The organism is Corynebacterium sp. HMSC035E02 (genome assembly GCF_001836065.1).
Classification (GTDB): domain Bacteria; phylum Actinomycetota; class Actinomycetes; order Mycobacteriales; family Mycobacteriaceae; genus Corynebacterium; species Corynebacterium hiratae.
This window is the reverse complement of record NZ_KV827337.1, coordinates 151,545-174,586: the sequence shown is the minus strand read 5'-3', so window position 1 is coordinate 174,586 and position 23,042 is coordinate 151,545. Positions and strand designations below refer to the sequence as shown.

At 62.7% G+C, this 23,042-nt stretch carries 27 protein-coding genes; 22 read left to right on the top strand and 5 right to left on the bottom strand.

The window, feature by feature from the left end; all coding sequences use genetic code 11:
* The first annotated feature begins 100 nt into the window (after positions 1-100).
* The 6 genes from HMPREF2635_RS06045 (at position 101) to HMPREF2635_RS06020 (ending at position 4,399) form a co-directional block, all read left to right on the top strand.
* On the top strand, positions 101-418 hold the full coding sequence (locus HMPREF2635_RS06045; protein ID WP_046648440.1) for a WXG100 family type VII secretion target: 318 nt from the start codon (positions 101-103) through the stop codon (positions 416-418).
* A gap of 71 nt (positions 419-489) precedes the next feature.
* The gene (locus tag HMPREF2635_RS06040; protein ID WP_046648439.1) at positions 490-777 is read left to right on the top strand and encodes a WXG100 family type VII secretion target; all 288 of its coding nucleotides are present in this window, start codon (positions 490-492) and stop codon (positions 775-777) included.
* 437 nt (positions 778-1,214) lie between these two features.
* Positions 1,215-1,658 (top strand): 50S ribosomal protein L13, encoded by a 444-nt coding sequence (gene rplM / locus HMPREF2635_RS06035; protein ID WP_010189505.1) that lies wholly within the window; start codon positions 1,215-1,217, stop codon positions 1,656-1,658.
* Positions 1,658-2,194 carry a 30S ribosomal protein S9 gene (rpsI, locus tag HMPREF2635_RS06030; RefSeq protein ID WP_046648438.1) on the top strand — a complete coding sequence of 179 codons (537 nt, stop codon included), beginning with the start codon at positions 1,658-1,660 and terminating at the stop codon, positions 2,192-2,194. Before rplM ends, rpsI begins: the two co-directional genes overlap by 1 nt.
* Positions 2,195-2,302: 108 nt before the next feature.
* Positions 2,303-3,721: a hypothetical protein gene (locus HMPREF2635_RS06025; RefSeq protein ID WP_070545921.1), complete on the top strand. Its 1,419-nt coding sequence runs from the start codon at positions 2,303-2,305 to the stop codon at positions 3,719-3,721.
* A 9-nt stretch (positions 3,722-3,730) separates the two neighbouring features.
* The gene (locus HMPREF2635_RS06020) at positions 3,731-4,399 is read left to right on the top strand and encodes a hypothetical protein (RefSeq protein WP_141745913.1); all 669 of its coding nucleotides are present in this window, start codon (positions 3,731-3,733) and stop codon (positions 4,397-4,399) included.
* Here HMPREF2635_RS06020 and HMPREF2635_RS06015 read toward each other — a convergent pair.
* The 3 genes from HMPREF2635_RS06015 to HMPREF2635_RS06005 are packed head-to-tail and all read right to left on the bottom strand — an operon-like array spanning position 4,396 to position 6,172.
* On the bottom strand, positions 4,396-5,076 hold the full coding sequence (locus HMPREF2635_RS06015) for a hypothetical protein (RefSeq protein WP_070821415.1): 681 nt from the start codon (positions 5,074-5,076) through the stop codon (positions 4,396-4,398). The two genes, HMPREF2635_RS06020 and HMPREF2635_RS06015, sit on opposite strands and share 4 nt — an antisense overlap.
* The gene (locus HMPREF2635_RS06010) at positions 5,073-5,627 is read right to left on the bottom strand and encodes a hypothetical protein (RefSeq protein WP_070821414.1); all 555 of its coding nucleotides are present in this window, start codon (positions 5,625-5,627) and stop codon (positions 5,073-5,075) included. Before HMPREF2635_RS06010 ends, HMPREF2635_RS06015 begins: the two co-directional genes overlap by 4 nt.
* Positions 5,624-6,172 (bottom strand): hypothetical protein, encoded by a 549-nt coding sequence (locus HMPREF2635_RS06005; RefSeq protein ID WP_141761684.1) that lies wholly within the window; start codon positions 6,170-6,172, stop codon positions 5,624-5,626. The genes HMPREF2635_RS06010 and HMPREF2635_RS06005 overlap by 4 nt, the downstream gene beginning before the upstream one ends.
* 154 nt (positions 6,173-6,326) lie before the next feature.
* Between HMPREF2635_RS06005 and glmM the strand changes: the two genes are divergently transcribed.
* From glmM to HMPREF2635_RS05980, 5 genes are all read left to right on the top strand, one after another.
* The gene (glmM, locus tag HMPREF2635_RS06000; RefSeq protein WP_049157018.1) at positions 6,327-7,670 is read left to right on the top strand and encodes a phosphoglucosamine mutase; all 1,344 of its coding nucleotides are present in this window, start codon (positions 6,327-6,329) and stop codon (positions 7,668-7,670) included.
* Between the two features lie 140 nt (positions 7,671-7,810).
* Positions 7,811-8,122 (top strand): hypothetical protein, encoded by a 312-nt coding sequence (locus HMPREF2635_RS05995; protein WP_070821413.1) that lies wholly within the window; start codon positions 7,811-7,813, stop codon positions 8,120-8,122.
* Entirely contained in the window at positions 8,122-9,879 is a 1,758-nt protein-coding gene (locus HMPREF2635_RS05990; RefSeq protein ID WP_070821412.1) for a zinc metalloprotease, read from the top strand. Before HMPREF2635_RS05995 ends, HMPREF2635_RS05990 begins: the two co-directional genes overlap by 1 nt.
* Complete coding sequence (locus HMPREF2635_RS05985) at positions 9,879-10,151, top strand: hypothetical protein (protein ID WP_046648430.1); 273 nt, start codon at positions 9,879-9,881, stop codon at positions 10,149-10,151. The genes HMPREF2635_RS05990 and HMPREF2635_RS05985 overlap by 1 nt, the downstream gene beginning before the upstream one ends.
* A 98-nt stretch (positions 10,152-10,249) precedes the next feature.
* Positions 10,250-10,474, top strand: a complete 225-nt coding sequence (locus HMPREF2635_RS05980) for a hypothetical protein (RefSeq protein WP_046648429.1) — start codon at positions 10,250-10,252, stop codon at positions 10,472-10,474.
* Positions 10,475-10,529: 55 nt separating this feature from the next.
* Here the strand turns inward: HMPREF2635_RS05980 and HMPREF2635_RS05975 are convergent, their stop codons facing one another.
* Entirely contained in the window at positions 10,530-11,363 is an 834-nt protein-coding gene (locus tag HMPREF2635_RS05975) for a dienelactone hydrolase family protein (RefSeq protein ID WP_046648427.1), read from the bottom strand.
* Positions 11,364-11,484: 121 nt separating this feature from the next.
* Here HMPREF2635_RS05975 and glmS point away from each other — a divergent pair, with 121 nt between their 5' ends.
* The 11 genes from glmS (at position 11,485) to groL (ending at position 22,191) form a co-directional block, all read left to right on the top strand.
* Positions 11,485-13,356: a glutamine--fructose-6-phosphate transaminase (isomerizing) gene (gene glmS / locus HMPREF2635_RS05970; RefSeq protein ID WP_070511354.1), complete on the top strand. Its 1,872-nt coding sequence runs from the start codon at positions 11,485-11,487 to the stop codon at positions 13,354-13,356.
* Positions 13,357-13,387: 31 nt separating this feature from the next.
* The gene (gene alr / locus HMPREF2635_RS05965) at positions 13,388-14,488 is read left to right on the top strand and encodes an alanine racemase (RefSeq protein ID WP_210401592.1); all 1,101 of its coding nucleotides are present in this window, start codon (positions 13,388-13,390) and stop codon (positions 14,486-14,488) included.
* On the top strand, positions 14,478-14,942 hold the full coding sequence (gene tsaE / locus HMPREF2635_RS05960) for a tRNA (adenosine(37)-N6)-threonylcarbamoyltransferase complex ATPase subunit type 1 TsaE (RefSeq protein ID WP_070754639.1): 465 nt from the start codon (positions 14,478-14,480) through the stop codon (positions 14,940-14,942). Before alr ends, tsaE begins: the two co-directional genes overlap by 11 nt.
* Position 14,943: 1 nt before the next feature.
* Complete coding sequence (locus tag HMPREF2635_RS05955) at positions 14,944-16,536, top strand: aspartate:alanine exchanger family transporter (RefSeq protein WP_070754638.1); 1,593 nt, start codon at positions 14,944-14,946, stop codon at positions 16,534-16,536.
* A 98-nt stretch (positions 16,537-16,634) separates the two neighbouring features.
* A complete protein-coding gene (locus HMPREF2635_RS05950) occupies positions 16,635-17,180 on the top strand; it encodes a hypothetical protein (RefSeq protein ID WP_046648423.1) in 546 nt (181 codons plus the stop codon).
* Positions 17,180-17,872, top strand: a complete 693-nt coding sequence (tsaB, locus tag HMPREF2635_RS05945) for a tRNA (adenosine(37)-N6)-threonylcarbamoyltransferase complex dimerization subunit type 1 TsaB (protein WP_070511358.1) — start codon at positions 17,180-17,182, stop codon at positions 17,870-17,872. Before HMPREF2635_RS05950 ends, tsaB begins: the two co-directional genes overlap by 1 nt.
* Positions 17,869-18,354: a ribosomal protein S18-alanine N-acetyltransferase gene (gene rimI / locus HMPREF2635_RS05940; RefSeq protein ID WP_046648421.1), complete on the top strand. Its 486-nt coding sequence runs from the start codon at positions 17,869-17,871 to the stop codon at positions 18,352-18,354. Before tsaB ends, rimI begins: the two co-directional genes overlap by 4 nt.
* Positions 18,348-19,400 carry a tRNA (adenosine(37)-N6)-threonylcarbamoyltransferase complex transferase subunit TsaD gene (tsaD, locus tag HMPREF2635_RS05935; RefSeq protein ID WP_049157034.1) on the top strand — a complete coding sequence of 351 codons (1,053 nt, stop codon included), beginning with the start codon at positions 18,348-18,350 and terminating at the stop codon, positions 19,398-19,400. The genes rimI and tsaD overlap by 7 nt, the downstream gene beginning before the upstream one ends.
* A 78-nt stretch (positions 19,401-19,478) precedes the next feature.
* Positions 19,479-19,907 (top strand): hypothetical protein, encoded by a 429-nt coding sequence (locus HMPREF2635_RS05930; RefSeq protein WP_049157036.1) that lies wholly within the window; start codon positions 19,479-19,481, stop codon positions 19,905-19,907.
* Between the two features lie 355 nt (positions 19,908-20,262).
* The gene (gene groES / locus HMPREF2635_RS05925; protein WP_167595557.1) at positions 20,263-20,562 is read left to right on the top strand and encodes a co-chaperone GroES; all 300 of its coding nucleotides are present in this window, start codon (positions 20,263-20,265) and stop codon (positions 20,560-20,562) included.
* Positions 20,563-20,574: 12 nt separating this feature from the next.
* Entirely contained in the window at positions 20,575-22,191 is a 1,617-nt protein-coding gene (groL, locus tag HMPREF2635_RS05920; RefSeq protein WP_070702182.1) for a chaperonin GroEL, read from the top strand.
* A gap of 289 nt (positions 22,192-22,480) precedes the next feature.
* Here groL and HMPREF2635_RS05915 read toward each other — a convergent pair whose 3' ends face one another.
* On the bottom strand, positions 22,481-22,780 hold the full coding sequence (locus HMPREF2635_RS05915; RefSeq protein WP_046648418.1) for a WhiB family transcriptional regulator: 300 nt from the start codon (positions 22,778-22,780) through the stop codon (positions 22,481-22,483).
* Between the last annotated feature and the right edge of the window lie 262 nt (positions 22,781-23,042).

Here is a 23,042-nt window from a genome sequence, read left to right as displayed (position 1 = left end):
GAGAAGGACACAGGGTGCTTCTCGGGGGGAAAGAAACACACATCAGGCCCCGTAGTAAAAGGGCATGCCCCAGGTAGGGAACAAAGAAAGGGAGAGAACAATGACTCAAACGTTCCGCACAGAAGCCGACGTAATGGTGGCCACCGCCGGCCGCGTCGACTCCACCAATGACGAGGTACAGGGTGAGCTCACCCGTCTGCAGGGAGTTGTGGACTCCGTCCGCGCCAGCTGGGCAGGCCGCGCGCAGGTTTCCTTTGACAACCTGATGCAGCGCTACAACTCCTCCGCACAGCAGCTGCGTGAGGCACTGACCGCCATCAGCGACAACATCAGGGACAATGCCCGCAACTTTGATTCGGTCGAGGCAGATAACGCCCAGTCCTTCGACAACGTCGGCGGCGCGGGCCTGGCCCTTTAAACAGAGCCGCAGCCTCCTATAGCCGTACGCACTGAACCACACACGAGCACACAGAAGATAAGGAACACGCAATGTCTGGAATTAAGTATCAGTTTGGCGCCATCGCTGGTGCCGCCGCCGACATCAACTCCACCTCCGGCCGCATCAACGGGCTCCTCGGTGACCTTAAGGCCACCCTGCAGCCGATGGTATCGACATGGGAGGGAGAAAGCGCCGCCGCATATAACGCGGCGCAGGCCAAGTGGGATAAAGCTGCCGCCGAGCTCAACACGGTGCTAGCGACCATCTCCACCACGGTGTCCCAGGGCAATGACAATATGAGTGACGTCAACCGCCGCGCCGCCGCTAGCTGGGGCTAAACCGTCTCGACTGCGGGTCTTTCGCTAGGAGTATGGGCGCAGTCTTCCATCACCATTCACAACCATGAGCGGTGGGTGGCGTGGAGGAAGGCGTGAAGGGCTAGGAGAGGGGGTGCAGTCAATGGAAGGGCTGGACGCACCACCTCACAGTCAGCACTTTCTGCCCACCTAGTGAAAGGCGCCGGTATCGCTTCTCATCAACGTTTCTGTCTCTACCCCCACCCCGAAGTATCTGGGGATGGAGGCGTTGGTGAGGGGCGATATCGGCGTTTTGGGTTTTCAAACAGCCTCATACTAAAGTGAAACACCTATGTGTCCGCACCCGCGTCTACGTGGGTGCGCGCGTGCTGCAGGTCTCCACCGGCCGCTGTATGTACCGCGTAGGGGCTTACATAGCGTTGGCCGGCAGTTCCGAGACAGACTTTCAAGGAGTCATTTTGTCTACTTTCCACCCGAAGAGCGGTGACATCACCCGCAAGTGGTACGTCATCGACGCTACCGACGTGGTTCTGGGCAAGCTTGCTTCCACCGTGGCTGACATGCTGCGCGGTAAGCACAAGCCCCAGTACGCACCGAACGTTGATTGCGGCGACCACATCATCATCCTGAATGCGGACAAGATCCACATTTCTTCCAACAAGCGCGAGCGCGAGATGCGCTACCGCCACTCCGGCTACCCGGGCGGCCTGAAGTCCATGACCCTTGGTCAGTCCCTGGACGCCAACCCGGTTCGCGTTATCGAGGAAGCTGTGAAGGGCATGATGCCGCACAACAAGCTTTCCAACGCCTCCATCAAGAAGCTGCACGTTTTCGTGGGCGAGGAGCACCCGTACGCCGGCCAGAAGCCGGAAACCTTTGAGTTTAAGCAGGTGGCACAGTAATGACCGAGCAGAACATCGACAACAATGTAGCCGACGCTGCCGACATCGCTGCAGCAACCGCCGCTACCGAGGAGTTCACCAACACCATCGGTGATTCCCTGGCAACCGACACCGAGGCTGAGGTTGAGACCGCTGCCCCGGCTATCCACGAGGGCCCGATTCAGACCGTTGGCCGCCGTAAGCGCGCCATCGCTCGTGTCCGCCTCGTCGCTGGTTCCGGCAACATCTCTGTCAACGGCCGTGCCTTTGACGAGTACTTCCCGAACAAGCTGCACCAGCAGGACATCCTGCAGCCGCTGACCATCCTCGAGCGCGAGGGCCAGTTTGACCTCAAGGTCACCGTCACCGGTGGTGGCCCGACCGGCCAGGCCGGCGCCCTGCGTCTGGCTATCGCCCGCGCACTGAACATCTACAACCCGGCTGACCGCCAGGCCCTGAAGAAGGCTGGCCTGCTCACCCGTGATGCTCGTGCCGTGGAGCGCAAGAAGGCTGGTCTGCACAAGGCACGTCGTGCCCCGCAGTACTCCAAGCGTTAATCTTCGCGCATACTGCATTTTCGAAAGCCGCTGCTTCCCTTTCGGGGGAGGTGGCGGCTTTCCCCGTTCGGGCAGCGCACTGGTGTGATTCTCCTTATACTAAGCGGCGTGAAAGTCATTCTTGAGAGCGCGCGGGACGCACTATCAGTCCCCTTGGACGCAGCAAAGCTGCTGTGGCGGTACCTGCCGCAGCTGATCACGGTGATTTGCCTGTCGCTGGCCGTGCGCGCGGCGGTGCTGTGGTTGGCGGTGGTTATTTCTGAGTATTCGCCGTTGGCCGCCACGCTCATCTTCCCCTTTGCGCCGCTTTCTGTGATGACCGGCGTCATCGTGTGCTTTTGGATCATGCAGCCGTCCATGGAGTTCTTTGGCGGCGAGACCCGCTTTAGCAAACTGGATAAGACCACGCTGCTGACCGTCGGTGGCCTCCTCATCCCGTTCCTTACCGTGTATTCCTCCCACGGCCTGTTGCGGGATGACGCGCGGACCTTTGTCTACGACTCCGTGACCATCGAGGTGGCCACCAGCTTTCTCGATTATGATTTCGGGCGCTCGTTCATAAACTCCGGATGGCTATTTGCAGGGTTTCTCATTTCTATCGTGGTGCTGCGCAAACTCATTGGTGCGCTGCAGTTGGGGGAGCGCGCCTTTGGCGTGGCCACTGCGGCGGCGTACCTGGAGGTGCTGTGGATGGCCACGGCGTCGCTAAGTATCACCAGCAATTTTGAGAAGGTCCGTGTGTGGATTCTTAGCCGGCAAGGCATTGGCCCCGTGTGGGACTCTATTGTCACGGCGAAGGATTGGATCGTCGCCCACACCTGGGTCATTGGTGCGGTGATTGGGTGGCTGTGGAATAACGCGGCGCAAATCGGCAACTTTATCGTCGTGCCCTTCGCATGGCTGACCCTCGGCGCGGTGGTCTACAACACGAGCCTGACCAGAGAGAAGGACAGTTCTGAGCCGGACACGTCAGGCGAGGAGGACGCGGTACCGCCCCTGCAGACGGTAGCCGATGCCCCCATCGAAGGTCCCGCCGAACGAGGAAAGCTCTCCCCGCATGCCGAGCAGAAGATGTGGGCCGATTATGGGCGTCGCTATTCGGAAGCAGCCTTCCGAACGACGCGAGACATGCTGGACAACGCCGCGCAGCCACTCGTCGGCCCCTTCCGTAATGCGTGGCGCAATTTCAAGACGCTGGCAGTCGCCGGTGCGGTCCCCATGCTGACCTTCTGCCTCGTCTTCGTCTTGGCTTCGGGCGCTGAGCTGGGCGTAATCTATGCCCTGCGTGCCATCATCAAACCGCTGGCGCTGGGGACCATCACCATTGGGCTTGAGCCTTATGTGCTGGTCCTTGCCCGAGCCGTGTACTTCCTCGTTGCGCTCCCGCTGGTGGTAGCCGCGCTGGACCGCTTCCTCAACGCTGAGTACGCCGAGGCGGAGGACGCAGATGAGAGCACCGACGAAAACCAAGGCGAAGAGCCGGACGCTGAATCTGCCGTCCCAGCGAGCCAGGCGGGAGAGAAGTAGGTGGAATCGGTGACACAGACTACTGAGCACACTCAAGCCGGTGACGTGGATCGCGCAGAAGCCACGACCGATCCTGATACCCACATCAGCGCGCGCAAGCTGAACATTCTCACCCTGGTTGTCGCGGTGGTGTTGATTGCTGGCGGGATTACGGTTGAGCAGATCAACAGGCGCGGGTCCAGCGAGGAGCTGGCGCGTCCGGACCTGCGGGAGGACCACATCGTGAACCTGCGCCCTGAGACCGCGGACGTCTTGCCGGAGGCCTTCATTGAGAAGATCGCCCTGTGTACCGAAGCACCGCTGCAATCCGAGAATGCTCTGCTAGAAGGAGCCCACGGCTATTCCTGCAAGCCGTGGCTTACCAAGGAGCAGGACGCTGAGGGGCTCATGACATTCCATAGTCCGCGGGACATTGTCATTGGGGAGGAGGCCGAAGAGATGTACAGAGCCTTGCCCGATTATCACGATGATGCCTTCCAGACGTCGACCCGTACTGTTCGCGAGGCGAATGGTTCCGCCCCGGAAGTCCTCGTCAACGAATGGGGCAAGGATGGATTCGGCGGTGGCGACATTTTCGTCTACTACCCAGAAGAGAAGGTAATGGTGTCGTGGCCGTGGAACAAGACCGATCCGGGCGCGGAGGACGTTGAGGCGGTTGTCCGCGCAGAAGGCTTCTAAGCGCCTGTGCGCAGGCGCACCTCATAAGGGGCGCCCCAGGTGACGAATAATTCGGAAGGCTCGAAATCGGCGTTGGTGACGAAGTAGTACGTCATCTCCCATTCAGCCGGCCGCGCGCTGGGCTCGGGGAGGATATTGGCATCTAGTTCGAAAGGATTGATGGCCATCGGCCCCGCAGCCCCTTCGGGTTCACAGAGGTTGGGGAAGGCGGCGGGCATATCGGTCGGCACGTCCTGCGGGGACAACACGAGGCGGACAGGTTGCTCGATCCCTTGGCCGTCACGGAGCCCGACCTCGCAGCCTTCCAGTGGGCTTTCCGGATCCGCATGCCAGTCCACGGTGGCCTTGTAGAGTGCGGTGTCCCCGGGGAGCGCAGGGGGATCCATGAGGCTTTTGTCGGCATAAAGGGAGCTGAATTCGGAGGGGTCTGCCTTGTCGATGGCGGCCAGGGTGACCGTCGCCGAGCGCCGGGCGGTATCGTGGTCTAGCTGATAATCAAAGCTGAACTCGGCGGGCTCTTGCTTGGTGGCCTCGACGGTTGAATGCATCGACAGCGGGCGGTAGCCGTGCACCATGACGGAGGAGGAGGCCGCCACCATGATCGCGAGCGCCGGAAGAGTTGCTGCCCACCACCACGCCTTCGAGGCCTTCTTCGATGCTGTGTCTTGGGACGTCATGCTTTAACCTCCACGGCTGTGTGAAGTTCCTTGCCCATGGGGACCGGTTGTTGGTGGAAGTCGCCGAGGAGATTCTCCACCTCTAGCGCCAGCGTGGCGGGGCCCAGCGAATCCGATGGGAGTACAAAGAGACTGGTACAGGTCATGGGGAGGGAGACGACCTCGGCGTCGCATTGCGGTGTGGTCGTTCGGAAAACACGGCCCTCGGAGTCTTCCAGTTTCAGGCTCAGGGGGTAGGAGTGAGTGCGCTCCAGCGTGAAATCGACGGCTACTTCATACAGCTCACTGAGCTCCTCGCCCTCGGGCAGAGTACCGGTGAATTCCGCGTAGTCGCCGGACGCCAGTGGGCGAGTGTGGACGTCTACCTGGCTAATGCGGGTGTGCCCGGGTATTTCGTCGGTGTACTCAAAGTGGGAGAATTCCACCTCGCGCGGATCGGGCATCTGGTCACTAATGAAGATGCCCAGGGAGGTGATCGCTGCGGCCACGGCGATCATGGGGACCTTCTTGCGGTTGAGCAGGGGCAGGGAGGAAGATTTGCGGTGGGTCATGCCAACTCCATCTCTGCTACGGGGGTGGGGTCAAACCATCGGTAGGACATGTCCAGGCTGGATTTGCGCACCGTCAGATCGTTGAGAACAAGCGCTGTTCCGGGGGCATCGTCGACGGTGATGTCGACGGCGAAGGGAACCCCGGGGTTGGGCCTGGTCACCGCCCCGTTCTCCAGTGAGGGCGCGATGGAGAACTGCTCAAAGGGGATAGTCTCACCATTGCGGGTAAGGCTAAACATCTGTTGGTAGTCCGTGAAGGCGATGTCTTGGGTGTTGAGGAACGTGGCGGTGACGTGGACTTGGCCGGCCTCGACGCGGGGCTTATCGACGACCACCTGGGCCTGCTGCAACTCCACCGTTTCGCCCGGAGCGATGACTGCAGGTTCTTCCGTTTCCGCGGGCTCGGTATTTCCGAGCACCAGAAATAGCGCTGCGACAACGAGTACCGCCATGTTGAACTTGGTGAGCACACCATCGGTGAGGGCTTTGAAGAGTTTCACTCCCTTCGACTCCCTCACGCGAGTCAAGCCTTTCGCATAGGACATGGTGATTATTCAAGCAGAGGACGGCCCAGCGCGCGCGTTAACTGGGGAAACTCCCCACCGGCCCTGCTCACAGGGCAGAAGGTGGGAAGAAGTTTACACAACAAGAACGAGCCGACCTGCGCCAGGCAAGGGGGAGCGGGCATAATAAACAACTATGACTCGACTTTTTGGAACCGATGGAGTTCGCGGCCTCGCGAACAAGAAGCTCACTCCCATTCTGGCTTTGCGCCTAGGGCAGGCAGCGGCGGAGGTGCTGACCTCGGACCGGGAGTCCTACGAGCGCCGCCCGCTGGCGATTATTGGGCGCGACCCGCGTGTGTCGGGCGAGATGTTGGATGCGGCGATTGCCTCGGGCTTGGCCTCACGCGGCGTCGACGTCGTGCGCGTCGGCGTGCTGCCGACCCCGGCCATCGCATTCCTCACCGATGATTTTGGGGCGGACCTCGGCGTGATGATTTCCGCCTCCCACAACCCGATGCCGGACAATGGCATCAAGTTCTTTTCCGCGGGCGGCAAGAAGCTGCCGGATGAGGTGGAAGACCGCATCCAGGCTGCCATGGACAACCTCACCGACGGTGGGCCCACGGGGACCAAGATTGGCCGCATTATTTCGGAGGCCCCCGACGGCCGGGAGCGCTACCTCAAGCACCTAGCAGAGGTCGTCACCACGGATCTGAGCGGTATCAAGGTTGTCGTCGACACCGCAAACGGTGCTGCCTCCAAGGTTGCTCCGCAGGCCTATGAGGCAGCGGGCGCTGAGGTCATTGCTATCCACAACAAGCCCAATGCCTTCAACATCAACGAGGACTGCGGTTCGACCCACATTGAGAAGACTCAGGAGGCCGTCGTCGAGCACGGCGCTGATCTGGGCTTGGCCCACGACGGTGACGCTGACCGTTGCCTAGCCGTCGATGCTGAGGGCAACGTCGTTGACGGTGACCAGATCATGGCGATCCTCGCGGTGGGCATGAAGGAAGAGAACGACCTCCGCTTCAACACCCTGGTGGCCACCGTGATGTCGAACCTGGGGCTGAAGCTGGCGATGCAGGAGCAGGGCATTGAGGTCAAGGAAACCGCCGTGGGGGATCGCTACGTGCTGGAGGAGCTCAACCGCGGTGATTTCTCCCTGGGCGGCGAGCAGTCCGGTCACGTGGTGCTGCCGGATGATTGCACCACTGGCGATGGCACACTGACGGGACTGTCCATCATGGCGCGCATGGCTAAGTCCGGCAAGACTCTCAAGGAGCTGGCCTCCGTGATGACGGTATTGCCGCAGGTGCTCATCAACGTGCCGGTGTCCGATAAGGCGGTCATCCTCAATGCCCCCGAAGTCAAGGAAGCTATTGCCGCCGCCGAGGCAGAGCTTGGTGATACGGGCCGCGTCCTGCTGCGCCCCTCAGGCACAGAGGAGCTCTTCCGCGTCATGGTGGAAGCAGCTGAAAAGGAGCAGGCACGCAAGGTAGCGGGCAAGCTCGCTGCCGTCGTTGCTGCAGTTTAGTTCTACCCGCATAATCGCAACCCTGGGCCTTTGGCCTGGGGTTTCTTCTTTTTCTGTGCGGTGGGGGAACCGGCGGGTGGCTTTCTCAGTCCAATAAGAGCAGGAATCACTGTTTGTTGTGGACGAGAAGGAGGGCGCACATGCCCGACGTATTTTTTGATGAGGAGGAAGCCACGCGGCTTCTCGACGACGTCATGGACCAAGCCCGCGCCCAAAGTGACGCGCACCGCGGGGACAGACCGAGCTTTGCCCCGTCTTCTGCGGGGCGGGATTTTAGCGGGCATGGGGCACAGATTCAGGCGTTGCTGAGTCGGCTACACGAGCGCGGTGCGTGGCGCTTGGAGAACATATCGGCCACCGCGGGCGCCGCGCGTGAGCAGGTGCGCGCTTTTGGCGACGTCGACCGTGGCCTCGCTGGCCAATTCGGCAGCCAGGAAGCGGGGGTGAACTGATGTCCACGATGATCAAGTCACTCTTGGGCGATTATTCACAGGTAGTCTCCCAATTTCAGGCTGCGAGCCTTGGCGGCTACTCCGGTCCCAGCACACCGATTGATTTGTTGGGGGACATGGTGGGTTCCGTCGACGGGATCAACCCAGGAGAGCTCGTGACGCATACCGCGTCGGCGATGGGCGCGCGACGTCCACTGCGCGGCGGCAATGGTCTGCGGGATTTCCTCCTTGGCACGGTGCTGTCGCTGGCTGGGGGAGCGATCATGGATCACCTGCGCGGCGTGCAGGATGACTTTGAGAAGGAAAGAGACGAAGCCGATGATCTGGTGGAGTCCGCGCAGCAGTGCTCCGAGGCCATCGAAGACGTGGTCAGTGTTTCCGAATCTGCAGTAGCGGAGTTGATTTCTGCAGTAATTCCGCTGCTGAATATCTTGACCATGTTGCTGCAGCGGCACCCGTTGGGCAAGGCCATCGTCCCGGTTATCTCGCGCATTGGCGGTGACCTGATTGACCAGACGAATGACACCATTTCGCAAACCTGCCGGGACCGCGACACCGCCATTGAGAATTGCTACGGCGAGTTTGAAAAGCGCTGCGCCGAGGTATGCGAGCGGGAGCTGCCGGAAACCCCGCCTGAGCCTGAATGCGGTGGCGAGGAGAAGCCGAAGGAGTGCCCACAACCGGATCCTGAGCCCTGTGCACCGACGAAACCTGTGAGCCCCGCAGAACCAACGGCACCGGCGCAAGCCCAGCCAACGCCACCGGCGCCGACAGCGCAGCCCGCTCCACCGCAGCAACCAGTTGGGCCGGAACCATCTAAACCGGTGGCACCGCCAGAAAAACCTGCGCCAACCCAGCCCGCGGCGGTGACGGAAGAAGAATGCCCGCCGGCTGAAGACAAGCCTCAGCCAGCGAAACCGAACACGCCGCATACCGTGCCGACTGAGCCCGCAGCGCAAGCGCAGCCCACACCCGATTCCACCGCAACAGAAGAAGCGCACAAGCCGTGCGGGTGCCACGCGGAGAAGGAGAAGCAGCAGTCTTGTACCTGCACTGAGCAGCCGCGCGACGTGGGAACCACCACGCCGGCCGACGCCGGGATTGAGGTGCCCAGCGAGGTTGACGTGCCGACCGCACCCGTGCAGGCGGAGGTGACTGAATGCCCGGAGGAGGCGGTGCAGGTAGTCGAAGAGGTCGAGGAGCCTGACGAGCCTGTAGAAGCTGAAGACTGTGAGGAAGAAAGCGGCGAGAGTCCTAACGCGGAATCCTGTGAGTGTAAGCTGGAGGAATCCTGCTGCGGAAGTCTGGGCATCCTAGGCGTAGGAGTTGCCATTCTGGGGCTTGGGCTGCTGGCTGAAGCCGCCGTGGATTTCATTGAGAACCTACCGGAGCCTGAGCTGGAACCTGCGCCTGAGCCCGAACCAGAACCAGAGCCGCAGCCGGAACCGGAGCCAGGTCCACCGCCGGCACCAGAACCAGCCCCGGACAACGGAGTCACGCCACCACCGCCAGAGCTAAATAACGTTCCGGAGCCAGAAGCTCCACCGGAGAAGCTGGCGCATATGCAGGCAGCGGAAGCGCCGGCACCGGCACCAGTGCCGGAACCTGCACCGGTACCAGCCCCTGAACCGCCCCCTGAGCCAGCGTCTGGGCCGGCTCCCGGCGCGGGAGCCGCACCAGAAATGACACCGGAAACGGCACCGGAAGAAAGCTCAGATTCCCCATCCGTACAGGCGCGAAAGGCAGGGCAGTGGTAATGCCGCACAATGATTTCGATGAGTTCGCACGCGGATTCCGTGAGCGCACAGCCGCACGGCTGTTGGAGTTTGAGAAAGCGATGGCCAAGGCACAGGACGAGCTCGAGAAGTCCGCTCAGCGCGCGGCCCAAGCCCAAGCGCACACACATGCGCCGCACACACATACGCCGGGGCGAAACCCAGAGTCCAGGGGCGTGCCGCATAGTCAAGCGCAGGGGCAGGGCCGGGGCCGTCCGCGCGGTCAGGTGCAGTCGGTGCTCAGGCGCAGCTGAAGCAGCAGCGAGAAACAAGTCTGGTTCCTCGCAGCCACAGGTGATACCGTGAGGTGACTGCCTACTGCACGTATCAACCAGGGTGAGGAGAATGCCGCATGACAACAGTGCCTTGGCTTCATGACGTCCTGTGGGGCGTTCTTCCCATGCTGTACCTCTTGGTGGCTTTTGTTGTGCTTGGCATTGAGATTAAATTCGACAGAGAAATGTCCCACATAAAGCTGTGGACGGCCGCTCAGTTGCTTCTGCCGGGCATTGCACTTATTGCCTGGTATTTTCTTGAAGTCCCTAAGCTAAAACAACTACAGCAGGACGACAACTGATCGTCCTGCTGTAGTTAGGAAAAGCCGCGCTGTGAAGCGCTATTTCGTTGGAGCTTTATTTGCTGTACTCAAAGCCGGCGCGTTGAGCCAGGTCCTCGCCGGTGAAGCTCTCAACGCCCTTCGCGGAGGCGTCGGCATCCGCAAAGCCGTCATACTTGGATTCGCCAGCCAGGGTGGAAAGGAAGAAGCCGGTCACAAGGCCGCGGGCGGTCTCGACTGCGGAGCCCTGGAAGAAGCCGGAACCGAGCGCCAACTTGAAGAACTTATCCTCGCTGAAACCGGACTGCGTGCCCTTGGCAATCTCCCGGTAGGCCACCGGTCCGCCCCACGCGTTGGCCAGCTTTGCGGGGTTGCCGGCGCGGAAGATGTCATCCTGGCCCGCGCCGATAACGAGGCCGCGTGCCTTGACGGAGCGGGCAGCTTGAACGGCGGATGGTGAGGTATCAGCAGGGTAGAGGGCTGCGACGGCGCGGACCTTCGGGTTATCCACGGCAGCCAAGGTGGCTACGCCGCCTCCCATGCCGTGGCCGAAAACGCCCAGCTTGGAAGCGGACACCGAAATCTTGCCAGCGCCCAGCCTAACGCCGGCGGCAATCTGCAAAGCCGATTCGAGGTCGGCAGCCAGGTTACGGTGCTTGGCAAACACACCAGTCTCCGTATCGGGAGCAACCACCACGATGCCCCAGCTGGCTAGGTGGCGCAGAGTGGCGTGGTAGTCCTTGATGCTCTTCGTCCAGTCGTGAGCAAACGCCACGGCGGGCAGGCCCTTGCCTTCAGCAGGGGTGTAGACCTTGCCTTCTAGCCCTGCATAAGACAGGTCCCCAACGAGGACGCGGTGCGGGCCGCGCTTGGACAACGTACCGAGATGCTTCTTCAAATTCGCAGACACGCTTTACAGAATAGAGGAAAGCGTAGACAAAGAGGTGGACATGTACCAGATAGGTGGGGGAAGGTTTTAAGCACGATCCTTGCGGTTCGGCACGATAAATCATGCTGTAAAATTCCGTTCCATGTGTGGAATCGTTGGATACATTGGCCATAACACCGATGGTCGTGAGTACTTTGCCCTCGACGTTGTGCTGGAGGGCCTGCGCCGATTGGAGTATCGCGGCTATGACTCAGCAGGCGTCGCAATGTACGCCGATGGGGAGATCTCCTGGCGCAAAAAGGCTGGAAAGGTCGCTGCGCTGGAAGCTGAAATCGCTGCGCGCCCGCTGAAGGATTCCGTCTTGGGCATTGGGCACACCCGCTGGGCAACCCACGGTGGTCCAACCGATCTGAACGCCCACCCGCACGTCGTGGACGGCGGCAAGCTCGCCGTCGTGCACAACGGCATCATCGAGAACTTCGCCGAGCTTAAGAGCGAGCTGGAGGCCAAGGGCCATAACTTCGTGTCCGAGACCGACACCGAGGTAGCCGCCACCCTTCTGGCAGATGTGTTCCACAATGAGGCCGGCGGCGACCTCACCAAGGCTATGCAGCTGACCGGCAAGCGCCTGGAAGGCGCGTTCACCCTCTTGGCTATTCATGCCGAGCAGGCCGATCGCATCGTGGCTGCGCGCCGCGATTCGCCGCTGGTCATCGGCTTGGGTGAGGGGGAGAACTTCCTCGGCTCGGATGTCTCCGGCTTCATCGACTACACCAAGTCCGCCGTGGAGATGGACAACGACCAGGTCGTCACCATCACCGCGGATGACATCGAGATCACCGACTACGACGGCAACCCCGCCCAGGGCAAGCCTTTCGAGATCAAGTGGGATGCCGCCGCTGCCGAAAAGGGCGGCTTCAACTCCTTCATGGAGAAGGAAATCCACGACCAGCCAGCAGCAGTGCGCGATACGCTGCTCGGCCGCCTCGACGAGACCGGCAACCTGGTCCTCGATGAGATCCGCATTGAGGAGTCGGTGCTCAAGTCCATCGACAAGATCATCGTCATCGCCTGCGGCACCGCCGCTTATGCCGGCCACGTCGCGCGCTACGCCATCGAGCACTGGTGCCGCATCCCGTGTGAGGTGGAGCTGGCCCACGAGTTCCGCTACCGCGATCCCATTGTCAACGAGAAGACCCTGGTCGTGGCCCTCTCCCAATCGGGCGAGACCATGGATACCCTCATGGCAGTGCGCCACGCCCGCCAGCAGGGCGCCAAGGTGATTGCTATTTGCAACACCCAGGGTTCCTCCATTCCGCGCGAGTCCGACGCCGCCCTCTACACCCACGCCGGCCCGGAGATCGCCGTGGCCTCCACCAAGGCCTTCCTGGCGCAGATCACCGCGACCTACCTACTTGGCCTCTACCTGGCGCGCCTGCGCGGCAACATGTTCTCCGATGAGGTCAACTCCGTCCTGGATGATCTGCGTGCGATGCCGGATAAGGTCCAGGCAGTCATCGACAACGAAAAACAGGTCTACGATCTGGCCACTGCCATGGAGAACGCTAAGTCGGTGCTTTTCCTCGGCCGCCACGTCGGTTTCCCCGTCGCGCTGGAGGGCGCGCTCAAGCTCAAGGAGATCGCCTACCTGCACGCGGAGGGCTTCGCTGCCGGCGAGCTCAAGCACGGCCCGATCGCGCTTATCGAGGAGGGCCAGCCGGTCTTTGTCATCGTGCCTTCCCCGCGCGGTCGCGATTCCCTGCACGCCAAGGTCGTCTCCAACATCCAGGAGATTCGCGCCCGCGGCGCTATCACCATCGTCATCGCGGAAGAGGGCGACGAGGCGGTCGAGGCCTACGCCAACCACATCATCCGCATCCCGCAGGCGCCGACGCTCATGCAGCCGTTGCTGGCTACTGTGCCGCTGCAGATTTTCGCCTGCGGTGTAGCCACCGCCAAGGGCTATGACGTGGACCAGCCGCGTAACCTTGCGAAGTCGGTGACCGTCGAATAGCGCTGAGCCCTCAAGTGGCACAATGGTGGGTATGTTAAAAACCACCGTTGACCTCAACGCTATTGCCCACAATGTTGCTCGCGTGAAGGAGGCGGTGGCCCCGGCCCGCCTCATGTGCGTGGTCAAGGCGGACGCGTACGGGCACGGTGCGCAGCGCTGCGCACCGGTCATGGCGAAGGCGGGGGCAGACGCCTTCGGGGTGGCCACGCTCGTCGAGGCCGTGGAGTTGCGAGGCGTCATCGAGGACCTTCCCATCGCCGCGTGGCTGTGGGAGCCAACGGAGGACCTCGCCCCAGCCCTTGCCGCTGGTATTCAGATCGGCATCCCATCTTTGATGCACGCACGAGCCCTCATCGAGGCTGCCGAAGCGCCCACCGAAGCCTTCGTGATGGTGGAAACGGGGATGCACCGGTCGGGCGTCGACAAGCATGCGTGGCAGGAGACCTTCCGCCTGCTTGCCGACGCCCCCCACATCACCGTCCTAGGCCTCATGTCCCACTTTGCCTGTGCGGACGAGCCGGAGCACCCGCACAATGATCATCAGGAGGCGGAATTCCGCCAGGCCCTAGCGCTTGCACGCGAGGTGGGGCTGGAGTGCCCGCTGAACCACCTGGCCAATTCGCCGGCGGCATTGACTCGCCCCTCAGCACGTTTTGAACAAGTGCGCGCCGGTGTGGCCCTGTACGGGCTTGAACCGGTGGCCGGGCTCGACCATGGGCTGGAACCAGCCATGACGTGGGAGGCTTCCGTTGTTGCTGTGAAGCCGATTTTGGCGGGGGAGTCCACATGCTATGGCCTGACCTGGACCGCGGATAGTGACCGCGAGCTCGCCACCGTCAGCGTGGGTTATGCCGACGGGCTGCCGCGCGCCTTTCAGGGGGCGCTGCAGGTAGGCATTGGTGGCGAGTTGTACCAGCAGGTGGGGCGGGTCTGCATGGACCAGATCGTCGTCGACCTCGGCGCCAACCCTCACGGCGTGCGCGCCGGAGACACCGCCGTTATCTTTGGGCGCGGCGGTATGAGCGCTACAGAATTGGCCGCGGCCGCTGGCACCATCAACTATGAAGTGGTGTGCCGCCCGACCGGGCGCACCACGCGCACCTATTGTGAAGGAGCTAACGATGCGCAGTGATTTTCCGCACGAAGGGCGCCGTGTGGCTGCCACCCCGGAGGATGCCCAGGCCTTCGGCGAAGAGCTGGGCGCGGCGCTGGAAGCAGGGGACTTGGTGATCCTCGACGGCCCCTTAGGTGCCGGGAAAACCACCTTTACGCAGGGCATTGCCCGCGGGATGCAGGTGAAGGGACGGGTGACGTCGCCGACCTTCGTCATCGCGCGCGAGCACCCTTCCCGCGTGGGCGGGCCGACGTTGGTGCACGTGGATGCCTACCGCTTGCTCGATCATTCGGATGATCCGTTGGGGGAGCTGGACAGTCTAGACTTGGACACCGAAATCGAGGACGCCGTGGTCGTTGCCGAGTGGGGTGGGGGCTTCATGGAGCGCCTGTCCGATGCGTACCTCGCCATCACAATCAACCGCGACTCGGACGATGACGTCCGCGTCTTTACATGGAAATGGGTGAACTAACGTGCTGGCTTTTCTTGCCGAACAGCCCCTGCTGACGCTCTTTCTGATCATGGCGGTGGGACTGGCCGTGGGCAAGATCAATGTCTTCGGCATTTCGCTCGGCGCCGCAGCGGCGATGTTCGTGGCCTTGGGCTTGTCCGCGGCGAACCCAGACATCGTGGTCCCCGCCTTTGTTTATCAGTTTGGTCTGGCCATCTTCGTTTACGTTATCGGCCTGAACTTCGGCCGCAGCTTCTTCGAAGATTTCCGCCGGCGCGGTTGGAAGATGTCCATGGTGGTCATCGTCTTCTTTTTCATCCTTGCGGGGCTGACAACCTTGGCGATGCGCCTCTTTGATCTGGACCCCGCGATCAGCGTGGGCACGCTGGCAGGTTCGCTGAGCTCGACGCCTGGTATGGCCGCGGTCGTCGAGGCCCTGGGCGGCGATAGCACCCCGGTGGTGGGCTATTCCTTGGCCTACCCTGGCTGCATTATCGGAACCATTTTGGTGGCCGCCATCGGCGCGAAGGCGCTGCGCGTGAATCACGTTGAGGACGCCCGGGCCGAGGGCATGATTGCGGAGCCGCTGGAGTGGCGGGCGGTGCGCCTGACCCGCGACTTTGACGCAACGGTAGGGAAGCTGCAGGAGGTGACTGGCGAGCGCGTCATCGCTACCCGCCACGTCAACAATCCCCACAACCACAACCTGGCCTACCCGGAGCTGCCGCTGCGCGCCGGCATGGAGCTCTTGCTCAACGGCACGGCACCAGCGCTCGATAGTGCGATTTCCCAGCTGGGTGAGGAGATCCACCTCAACCTCCACGAGGAAGATGGCCTGGTCTACCGCCGCCTGACCGTGTCCAGCCCACGTGTTGCGGGCTATCAGCTCAAGGACTTGGACACTGTCAAGGAAGGCTTCCTCATCGCGCGCGTGCGCCGCGGTGACTCCGACGTCGTGCCGAACGAGGAAACCGTCCTGCACTACTCGGACCGTGTGCGCGTCATCACCGCGCCGGGCAGGCTTGACGACGTCCGCCGTTTCCTCGGCGACTCCGAAGCCAAACTCGGCAACGTCGATCTCTTCCCCTTTGCCCTCGGCCTCTTCATTGGTCTGCTCTTCGGTGCTATCCCGATTCCGCTGCCAGGCGGCACGACGCTGTCCTTCGGCTTCGGTGGCGGCCCCATCGTCGTCGGCCTCATCCTGGGCGCGCTGGGCCGCTCGGGCCCGATTAACTGGCAGCTTCCTTTCCACGCCAAGCAGACTATTTCCACGCTGGGCTTGACCTTGTTCTTGGCGGGCGTGGGAACGTCGGCTGGCGGCCAGTTCCGCGACGCCTTGTCGGATCCGACCTCCCTGAAGTATATGGGCGTGGGTATTGTGCTGTCGCTGGTCTCCGCCATCGGCATCGTCGCGGTATCCATGCTGGTGCTGCGCCTGAAGTTTGATGAGTCGATGGGCATCGCCGCAGGCATGACCACGAACCCGGCGATCATGGCCTACCTCAACCCCCAGACCGGCACCCAGCTGGCAGAGCGCGGCTATGCCACCGTGTACCCCACGGCGATGATCGGCAAGATCCTCATGTGTCAGGTCCTTGCCCTGTTGATCGTCTGATCCTTTTCTCGGCACCGGAAGGGCCGGTCAGGGTCGCTGCAGGGCGGTCACGTAGGATATCCCCGTACTGAACTCCCTAATATTAGGAGCACATCCCCATGAATAAAATCGGCCAATTCATCACGACCGTCGTCATCGGCGGCTTTGCCATCGTCCTTGGCTTGCTCATCGCGCTGTCCATGACCCGTTCGCCGGAGGAGCCTTCCTCGACGTTGGGTGAAACCTTGGACACGTACCCGAAGAACCTGAGCTTCTCCGCGCTCTTGGTCCCCGACGTCTACGGCCAGGATTGGATTGCCGGTCTCGTCGTCTGCCCGGGTGCTACGGAGCAGCAGCTTGGGGAAGGCGGCGTGGATGTCGCCGGTATCGACTTTGTCGACGGCAAGGTGGCGGAGGATGAGAACTACTTTGTCACCGTCAGCGTCAATCAGGAGTACCAGGTGGAGAAGCTGAACCGCTCCCAGGTGGACCTCTGCTCCGGCGTCCTCGAGCAGGTGGAGATGGCCAAGGCCCAGGGCCAGGACGCTCCGCCGCTGCGCGGCATCCAGCCGGGCGAGCCGCTGCAGTTCCTGCGCGGTGATGACCAGATGTTGCAGCAGGGCGCTGACAATGAGGACGCTCCTGCCTGGCAGTTCGTGGGCTAATGAAGGTCCTCGCACTCGATACCGCCACCACGGATCTGGTCACGGGCATCGTTGACACCGACACTGGCGACAGCATCGACCGCGTCATCAGCGGTACGCGCGCCCACAATGAGCAGCTCATCCCTACCATCGAGGAGCTGCTTGCCGACGCCTCCCTGACCTACCCAGATCTCTCCGCCATCGTCGTGGGCACGGGGCCCGGACCATTTACCGGCCTGCGCGTGGGCATGGCCACCGCCTCCGCGTTGGGCGTGGCCCTCCACCTGCCCGTGCATGGCGTGTGCACCTTGGATGCCATCGCGCATGGTCGAATGGGGGAGTGGCTGGTGGCCATCGACGCTCGCCGCAAAGAGGTCTACTGGGCCACCTATGACGAAGGGGAGCGCCGTAGCGGCCCGAACGTATCGAAGCCGGAATCCCTCGATCTGAGCACCGCCGGACTTTCGAGTCCGGAGAGCACGCGCCTAGTGTTCCCAGAGTCCATCGCCCCGCGTTTGCCGGAAGGTATCGCTGACCTTCCCCGCGAGTGGGCCACACCGCGCGCCGCGGGTTTGGTGGCCTGCGCTGATCTGTCCGCTGAACCCGCGCCACTCGTCCCGCTCTACCTTCGCCGTCCCGATGCCGTGGAGCCACAGGCCAAGCCGCGCTCGGCCGCGCTCGTCGGCGGCATCGAGGACACTCCCGAATCATGAGGCTGCGCCCACTGACCCCCGCGGACGCGCCGCGCTGCGCCGAGCTGGAAAAGGTACTCTTCCCCGGCGAACACCCATGGCCGGCGCATGCCTTCGAGCAGGAAATCGCGGCGGGCCACACCACCTACTGGGCGGTTGACGCAAGCGACGACCACAACGACAACCGCGCGGAAGTTCTCGGTTACGCCGGCGTGGGACGGATGGGGCCCGCTGCCTGGCCGGAGTACGAAATCCACACCATCGGTGTCGACCCTGCCGCCCAACGGCAGGGCATCGCGCGGCTGATGATGGACGCCATCGTCGAGCTTGCAGATTCCCACGACGCGCCCATCTTCCTCGAAGTGCGCGTGGGCAACGATCCGGCCATCCGCCTCTACGAGGCCTATGATTTTGTCATCAACGGCCTGCGCCGCAACTACTATCAGCCCTCCGGCGCGGACGCCCACACCATGTACCGACCACGAAAGAGTGAGAGATGTTAATCCTCGGCATCGAGTCCTCCTGCGACGAAACCGGCGTGGGCATCATCGAGCTGTCTGAGAACGGACACATGGAGATCCGCGCCGACGTCGTCGCCTCCTCCATGGAACAGCACGCGCGCTTCGGCGGCGTGGTTCCGGAGATTGCCTCCCGCGCCCACCTCGAAGCCATGCCGCAGGTGATGAAGGCGGCGTTGGAGGAGGCAGGCGTCGAGAAGCCAGATGCAGTGGCTGCCACCGTGGGGCCCGGACTGGCCGGCGCGCTCCTCGTCGGGGCGTCTGCCGCCAAGGCCTTTGCTTCGGCGTGGGGCGTGCCCTTCTACGGCGTCAACCACCTCGGCGGGCACGTCGCTGTGGCCAACCTGGAGGGCGAGGAGCTTCCGCACTCGGTAGCGCTGCTCGTCTCCGGCGGCCACACCCAGCTGCTCGAGGTCGAAGCCGTGGGCAAACCCATGAAGGAACTGGGCACCACGCTTGACGACGCCGCCGGCGAAGCCTACGACAAAGTCTCCCGCCTCCTGGGGTTGGGGTATCCGGGAGGGCCGGTCATCGATAAGCTGGCCGCCCAAGGAAAGCCCACCATCGACCTGCCGCGAGGTTTGTCCAAGGCCGAGGACCTGCGCGGGCCCAACCGCCACAATTTCTCCTTCTCGGGACTCAAGACGGCGGTGGCACGCCACGTGGAAAAGGCCGAGCGCGAGGGCACCACGGTCCAGGTTGAGGACCTGTGCGCTTCCTTCCAGGAAGCGGTGGCTGATGTACTCACCGCCAAGGCCGTGCGCGCCTGCCAGGACACAGGCGCCAAGGTACTGCTGCTCGGCGGCGGCGTGGCGGCGAATTCGCGTCTGCGCGCCTTGGCGGCGAAGCGCTGCGAATCCGCAGGAATCGAGCTGCGCGTGCCGCGTTTCAAGCTGTGCACCGACAATGGCGTGATGATCGCCGCGGTGGCTGCCCAGCTCATCCACGAGGGCGCTGAACCTTCCGGCCTGGCGTGTGGGACCGATACGCAGCTTGAGGTGGAGGTTCCGCTCGTGGCCGCTGCGCGCTAGCGGATGCGCAACCTCCAGGGTGCAGGTAGTGTGATGACCGATAATCGTCCGGCTCACACACAAGGAGCTCACACCGCTATGACCACTGGATTCCTCGTTAACCCTGACCTGTCCCGCCGCATCATCGAGTTTGAGCTCGAACAGGCAAACCAATTCCTCGGTGGTACCACCGAGGATCGCGTTTCCGTGGCCTTCCAGGATGATGGCCAGACTTACGCGGCGCTGTTTAACCCGAACGCGAAGGCTGACGACGCCGACCCGAACCCAGTGGCCTCCCTGGCCCGCAACGCCGCCGCTACCGGAAACTCCGCTTTCCTGCAGGACCCGATCCGCTCCATCTGCGGCCCGGTCATCTTCGTCACTGCCGACGGCGACGACAAGAACATCGACGAGGTCGTCGAGGCCGTTGAGCACGGTATCCGCGCGGTGAAGAACTACCGCGAGGATAACCCGGAGGAATACAACCTGTGGCGCGCGGCCGTCATCAACTCCGATAAGCAGGTTTAAATTCGTAAATCCCATAAGTAGGCCTAGGGTGCGTTAGCGCAGCCCTCAGGAACCCAAGGACGCGACGGCTCGTATCGAGTCCGAGCGTCTTTGGCCGTTTTCGAGACGCTCTCCGGTTCTATTGGCCGAGGTTGCGGCGGGAATCATGACAACTCTCGCGCGCGCGAGGGCGGCGTTCGCGGAGGGCGAACGGGTTGGCGGCCCGGGCTGTTGAGGGCTAGCAGTCGCGCGGGTAGAGTGCTAGTCAGGTTGTTTTGACCCACAGTTGTTCACCCGCGACGACGGCTGTGCTGGGCTACCCACAACCGGCACACGCGCGCTCATGTGGGCGCGCATTGAGAACACTTTGGAGGAAATCATCATGGCAAACATTAAGCCGCTGGAGGACAAGGTCCTCGTCCAGATCGTTGAAGCTGAGACCACCACTGCATCCGGCCTGGTCATCCCGGACTCCGCAAAGGAGAAGCCGCAGGAGGCCACCGTCGTAGCCGTAGGCCCGGGCCGCACCAACGACAAGGGCGAGGTTGTTCCGGTTGGCGTTAACGAGGGTGATACCGTCATCTTCTCTAAGTACGGCGGCACCGAGCTGAAGTACGACGGCCAGGAGTACCTCCTGCTGTCCGCTCGTGACCTGCTCGCTGTCATCGAGAAGTAGGCGATTAACCCTATGCCAAAGCTGATTGCATTTGACCAGGAGGCCCGCGAGGGCATCCAGCGCGGTGTAGACACGCTGGCCGACGCCGTCAAGGTCACCCTCGGCCCCCGCGGCCGCAACGTCGTACTGTCCAAGGCCTTCGGCGGCCCGACCGTCACCAACGACGGCGTCACCATCGCCCGCGATATTGACCTCGACGATCCTTTTGAGAACCTTGGCGCCCAGCTGGTGAAGTCCGTGGCCGTGAAGACCAACGACATCGCTGGTGACGGCACCACCACCGCCACCTTGCTGGCCCAGGCACTCGTCTTCGAGGGGCTGCGCAACGTTGCTGCCGGCGCTAACCCGGTGGAGCTCAACAAGGGCATCGAGGCGGCGGCCGAGAAGGTCGTCGAGGAGCTCAAGAAGCGCGCCACCCCGGTGAACTCCTCTGCGGAGATCTCCCAGGTTGCTACCGTGTCCTCCCGCGATGCGGAGGTCGGCGAGATGGTTGCTGGCGCCATGGACAAGGTGGGCAAGGACGGCGTCGTCACCGTCGAGGAGTCCCAGACCATTGAGTCCACCGTGGACGTCACCGAGGGCATTTCCTTCGACAAGGGCTACCTCTCCCCGTACTTCGCGACGGAAGAGGAGACCTACAACGCCGTGCTTGACGACGCCGCCATTCTCCTCGTCCGCAACAAGATCTCCTCCCTGCCGGACTTCCTGCCGCTGTTGGAGAAGATCGCGGAGTCCTCGCGCCCGACGCTCATCATTGCTGAGGACATCGAGGGCGAGCCGCTGCAGGCGCTCGTGGTGAACTCCATCCGCAAGGTCCTCAAGGTCGCCGCCGTGAAGTCCCCGTACTTCGGCGAGCGTCGCAAGGGCTTCATGGATGACCTGGCTGTTGTCACCGGTGCTACCGTCGTCGACCCGGAGGTTGGCATCAACCTCAAGGAGGTCGGCCCGGAGGTTCTCGGCTCCGCACGTCGCGTCACCGTGTCCAAGGAGGACACCGTGATCGTGGATGGTGCAGGTACTGCTGAGGCCGTCGAGGAGCGCCGCGAGCAGCTGCGTCGCGAGATCGAGCGCACCGACTCCACCTGGGATAAGGAGAAGCTCGAGGAGCGTTTGGCCAAGCTCTCCGGTGGCGTTGCCGTCATCCGCGTTGGTGCCGCTACCGAGACCGAGGTCAATGAGCGCAAGCTGCGCGTCGAGGACGCCATCAACGCCGCCCGCGCGGCCGTTGAAGAGGGCGTTATCGCTGGCGGCGGCTCCGCGCTCGTTCAGATCTCCCAGGAGCTTGAGGCCTTCGCCGAGGGCTTCGAGGGCGAGGCCAAGGTTGGCGTGCTGGCTGTGGCCCGTGCGCTGACCCGCCCGGCCTACTGGATCGCTGAGAACGCCGGCCTGGATGGTTCCGTCGTGGTCGCCCGCGTTGCCGAGCAGGCCAACGGTGAAGGTTTCAACGCCGCCACCCTGGAGTACGGCAACCTGCTGGAGCAGGGCATCATCGACCCGGTAAAGGTCACCCACTCCGCCGTGGTTAACGCCGCCTCCGTGGCCCGCATGGTGCTCACCACCGAGGCCTCCGTGGTGGAGAAGCCCGCCGAGGAGGAACCAGCACAGGCAGGCCACGCGCACGCCCACTAAAAGCGCGGGGAAACAACGTTTCTCCGGGAATAGCAAAGAGCTACAAGAAAAGGCCCGTCGCCCAAGCCCCGTACGTGGGGAAGGGGCTGCGGGCCTTTGTCCTGCATTCACCGGTGACTCACCGGTGAGCAACTGTTCTACGGAGCTAGCCGTGCTATCCCCTGGGATGTGGGCACGGAATCCGGGGGTTGCCTCGACGCGAAGACTGTCGGTACGAGCGGGAAATGATGCTACCTAAAGAAACCGCGCGTCTGGCCCCGTTACGGCTACGAAGCGTGAAGCGAGGGGCTTAGGCGCTGACGGTGGCGTGAGCGTCGCGCGAGCGCAGAGCTACGACGCGCTCAGATTCACTCATGCCACCCCACACGCCGTAGGGCTCGCCGGAGGCCAGGGCATGTTCGCGGCACATTTCGATGACTGGGCAGGTGTGGCAGATCGCCTTGGCGCGGCTTTCGCGCTGAGCGCGGGCGCGCCCGCGCTCGCCGTCCGGGTGGTAGAACACGTCAGAGTTTTCTCCACGGCATGCCCCGTGGAGCTGCCAATCCCAAAAGTCCGCATTCGGCCCGGGGAGCAGGAAGGACTGAGACACGTTCGATTCTCCTTAATCAAAGATAGAGCGCCCTGGTGCGCATCGTGCTGTGGGCAAGCCTCCGCACGGGGCGTGATGCCCTGAGCACCGGGGCGAGGTGAGACGAGATAGAAGTGTGTCCCCCTTGGGTAAACGGCGCGTTACGCAATGCTGACATGTAGGTGTAGCAGGTCGGAACCTCTCACTTTTACCCTGAATGACCTGCGCCTACGCTTAAGATGAACGGTGTATGAACTTTTCTCATAGCCGTCGAAGGGTGGGG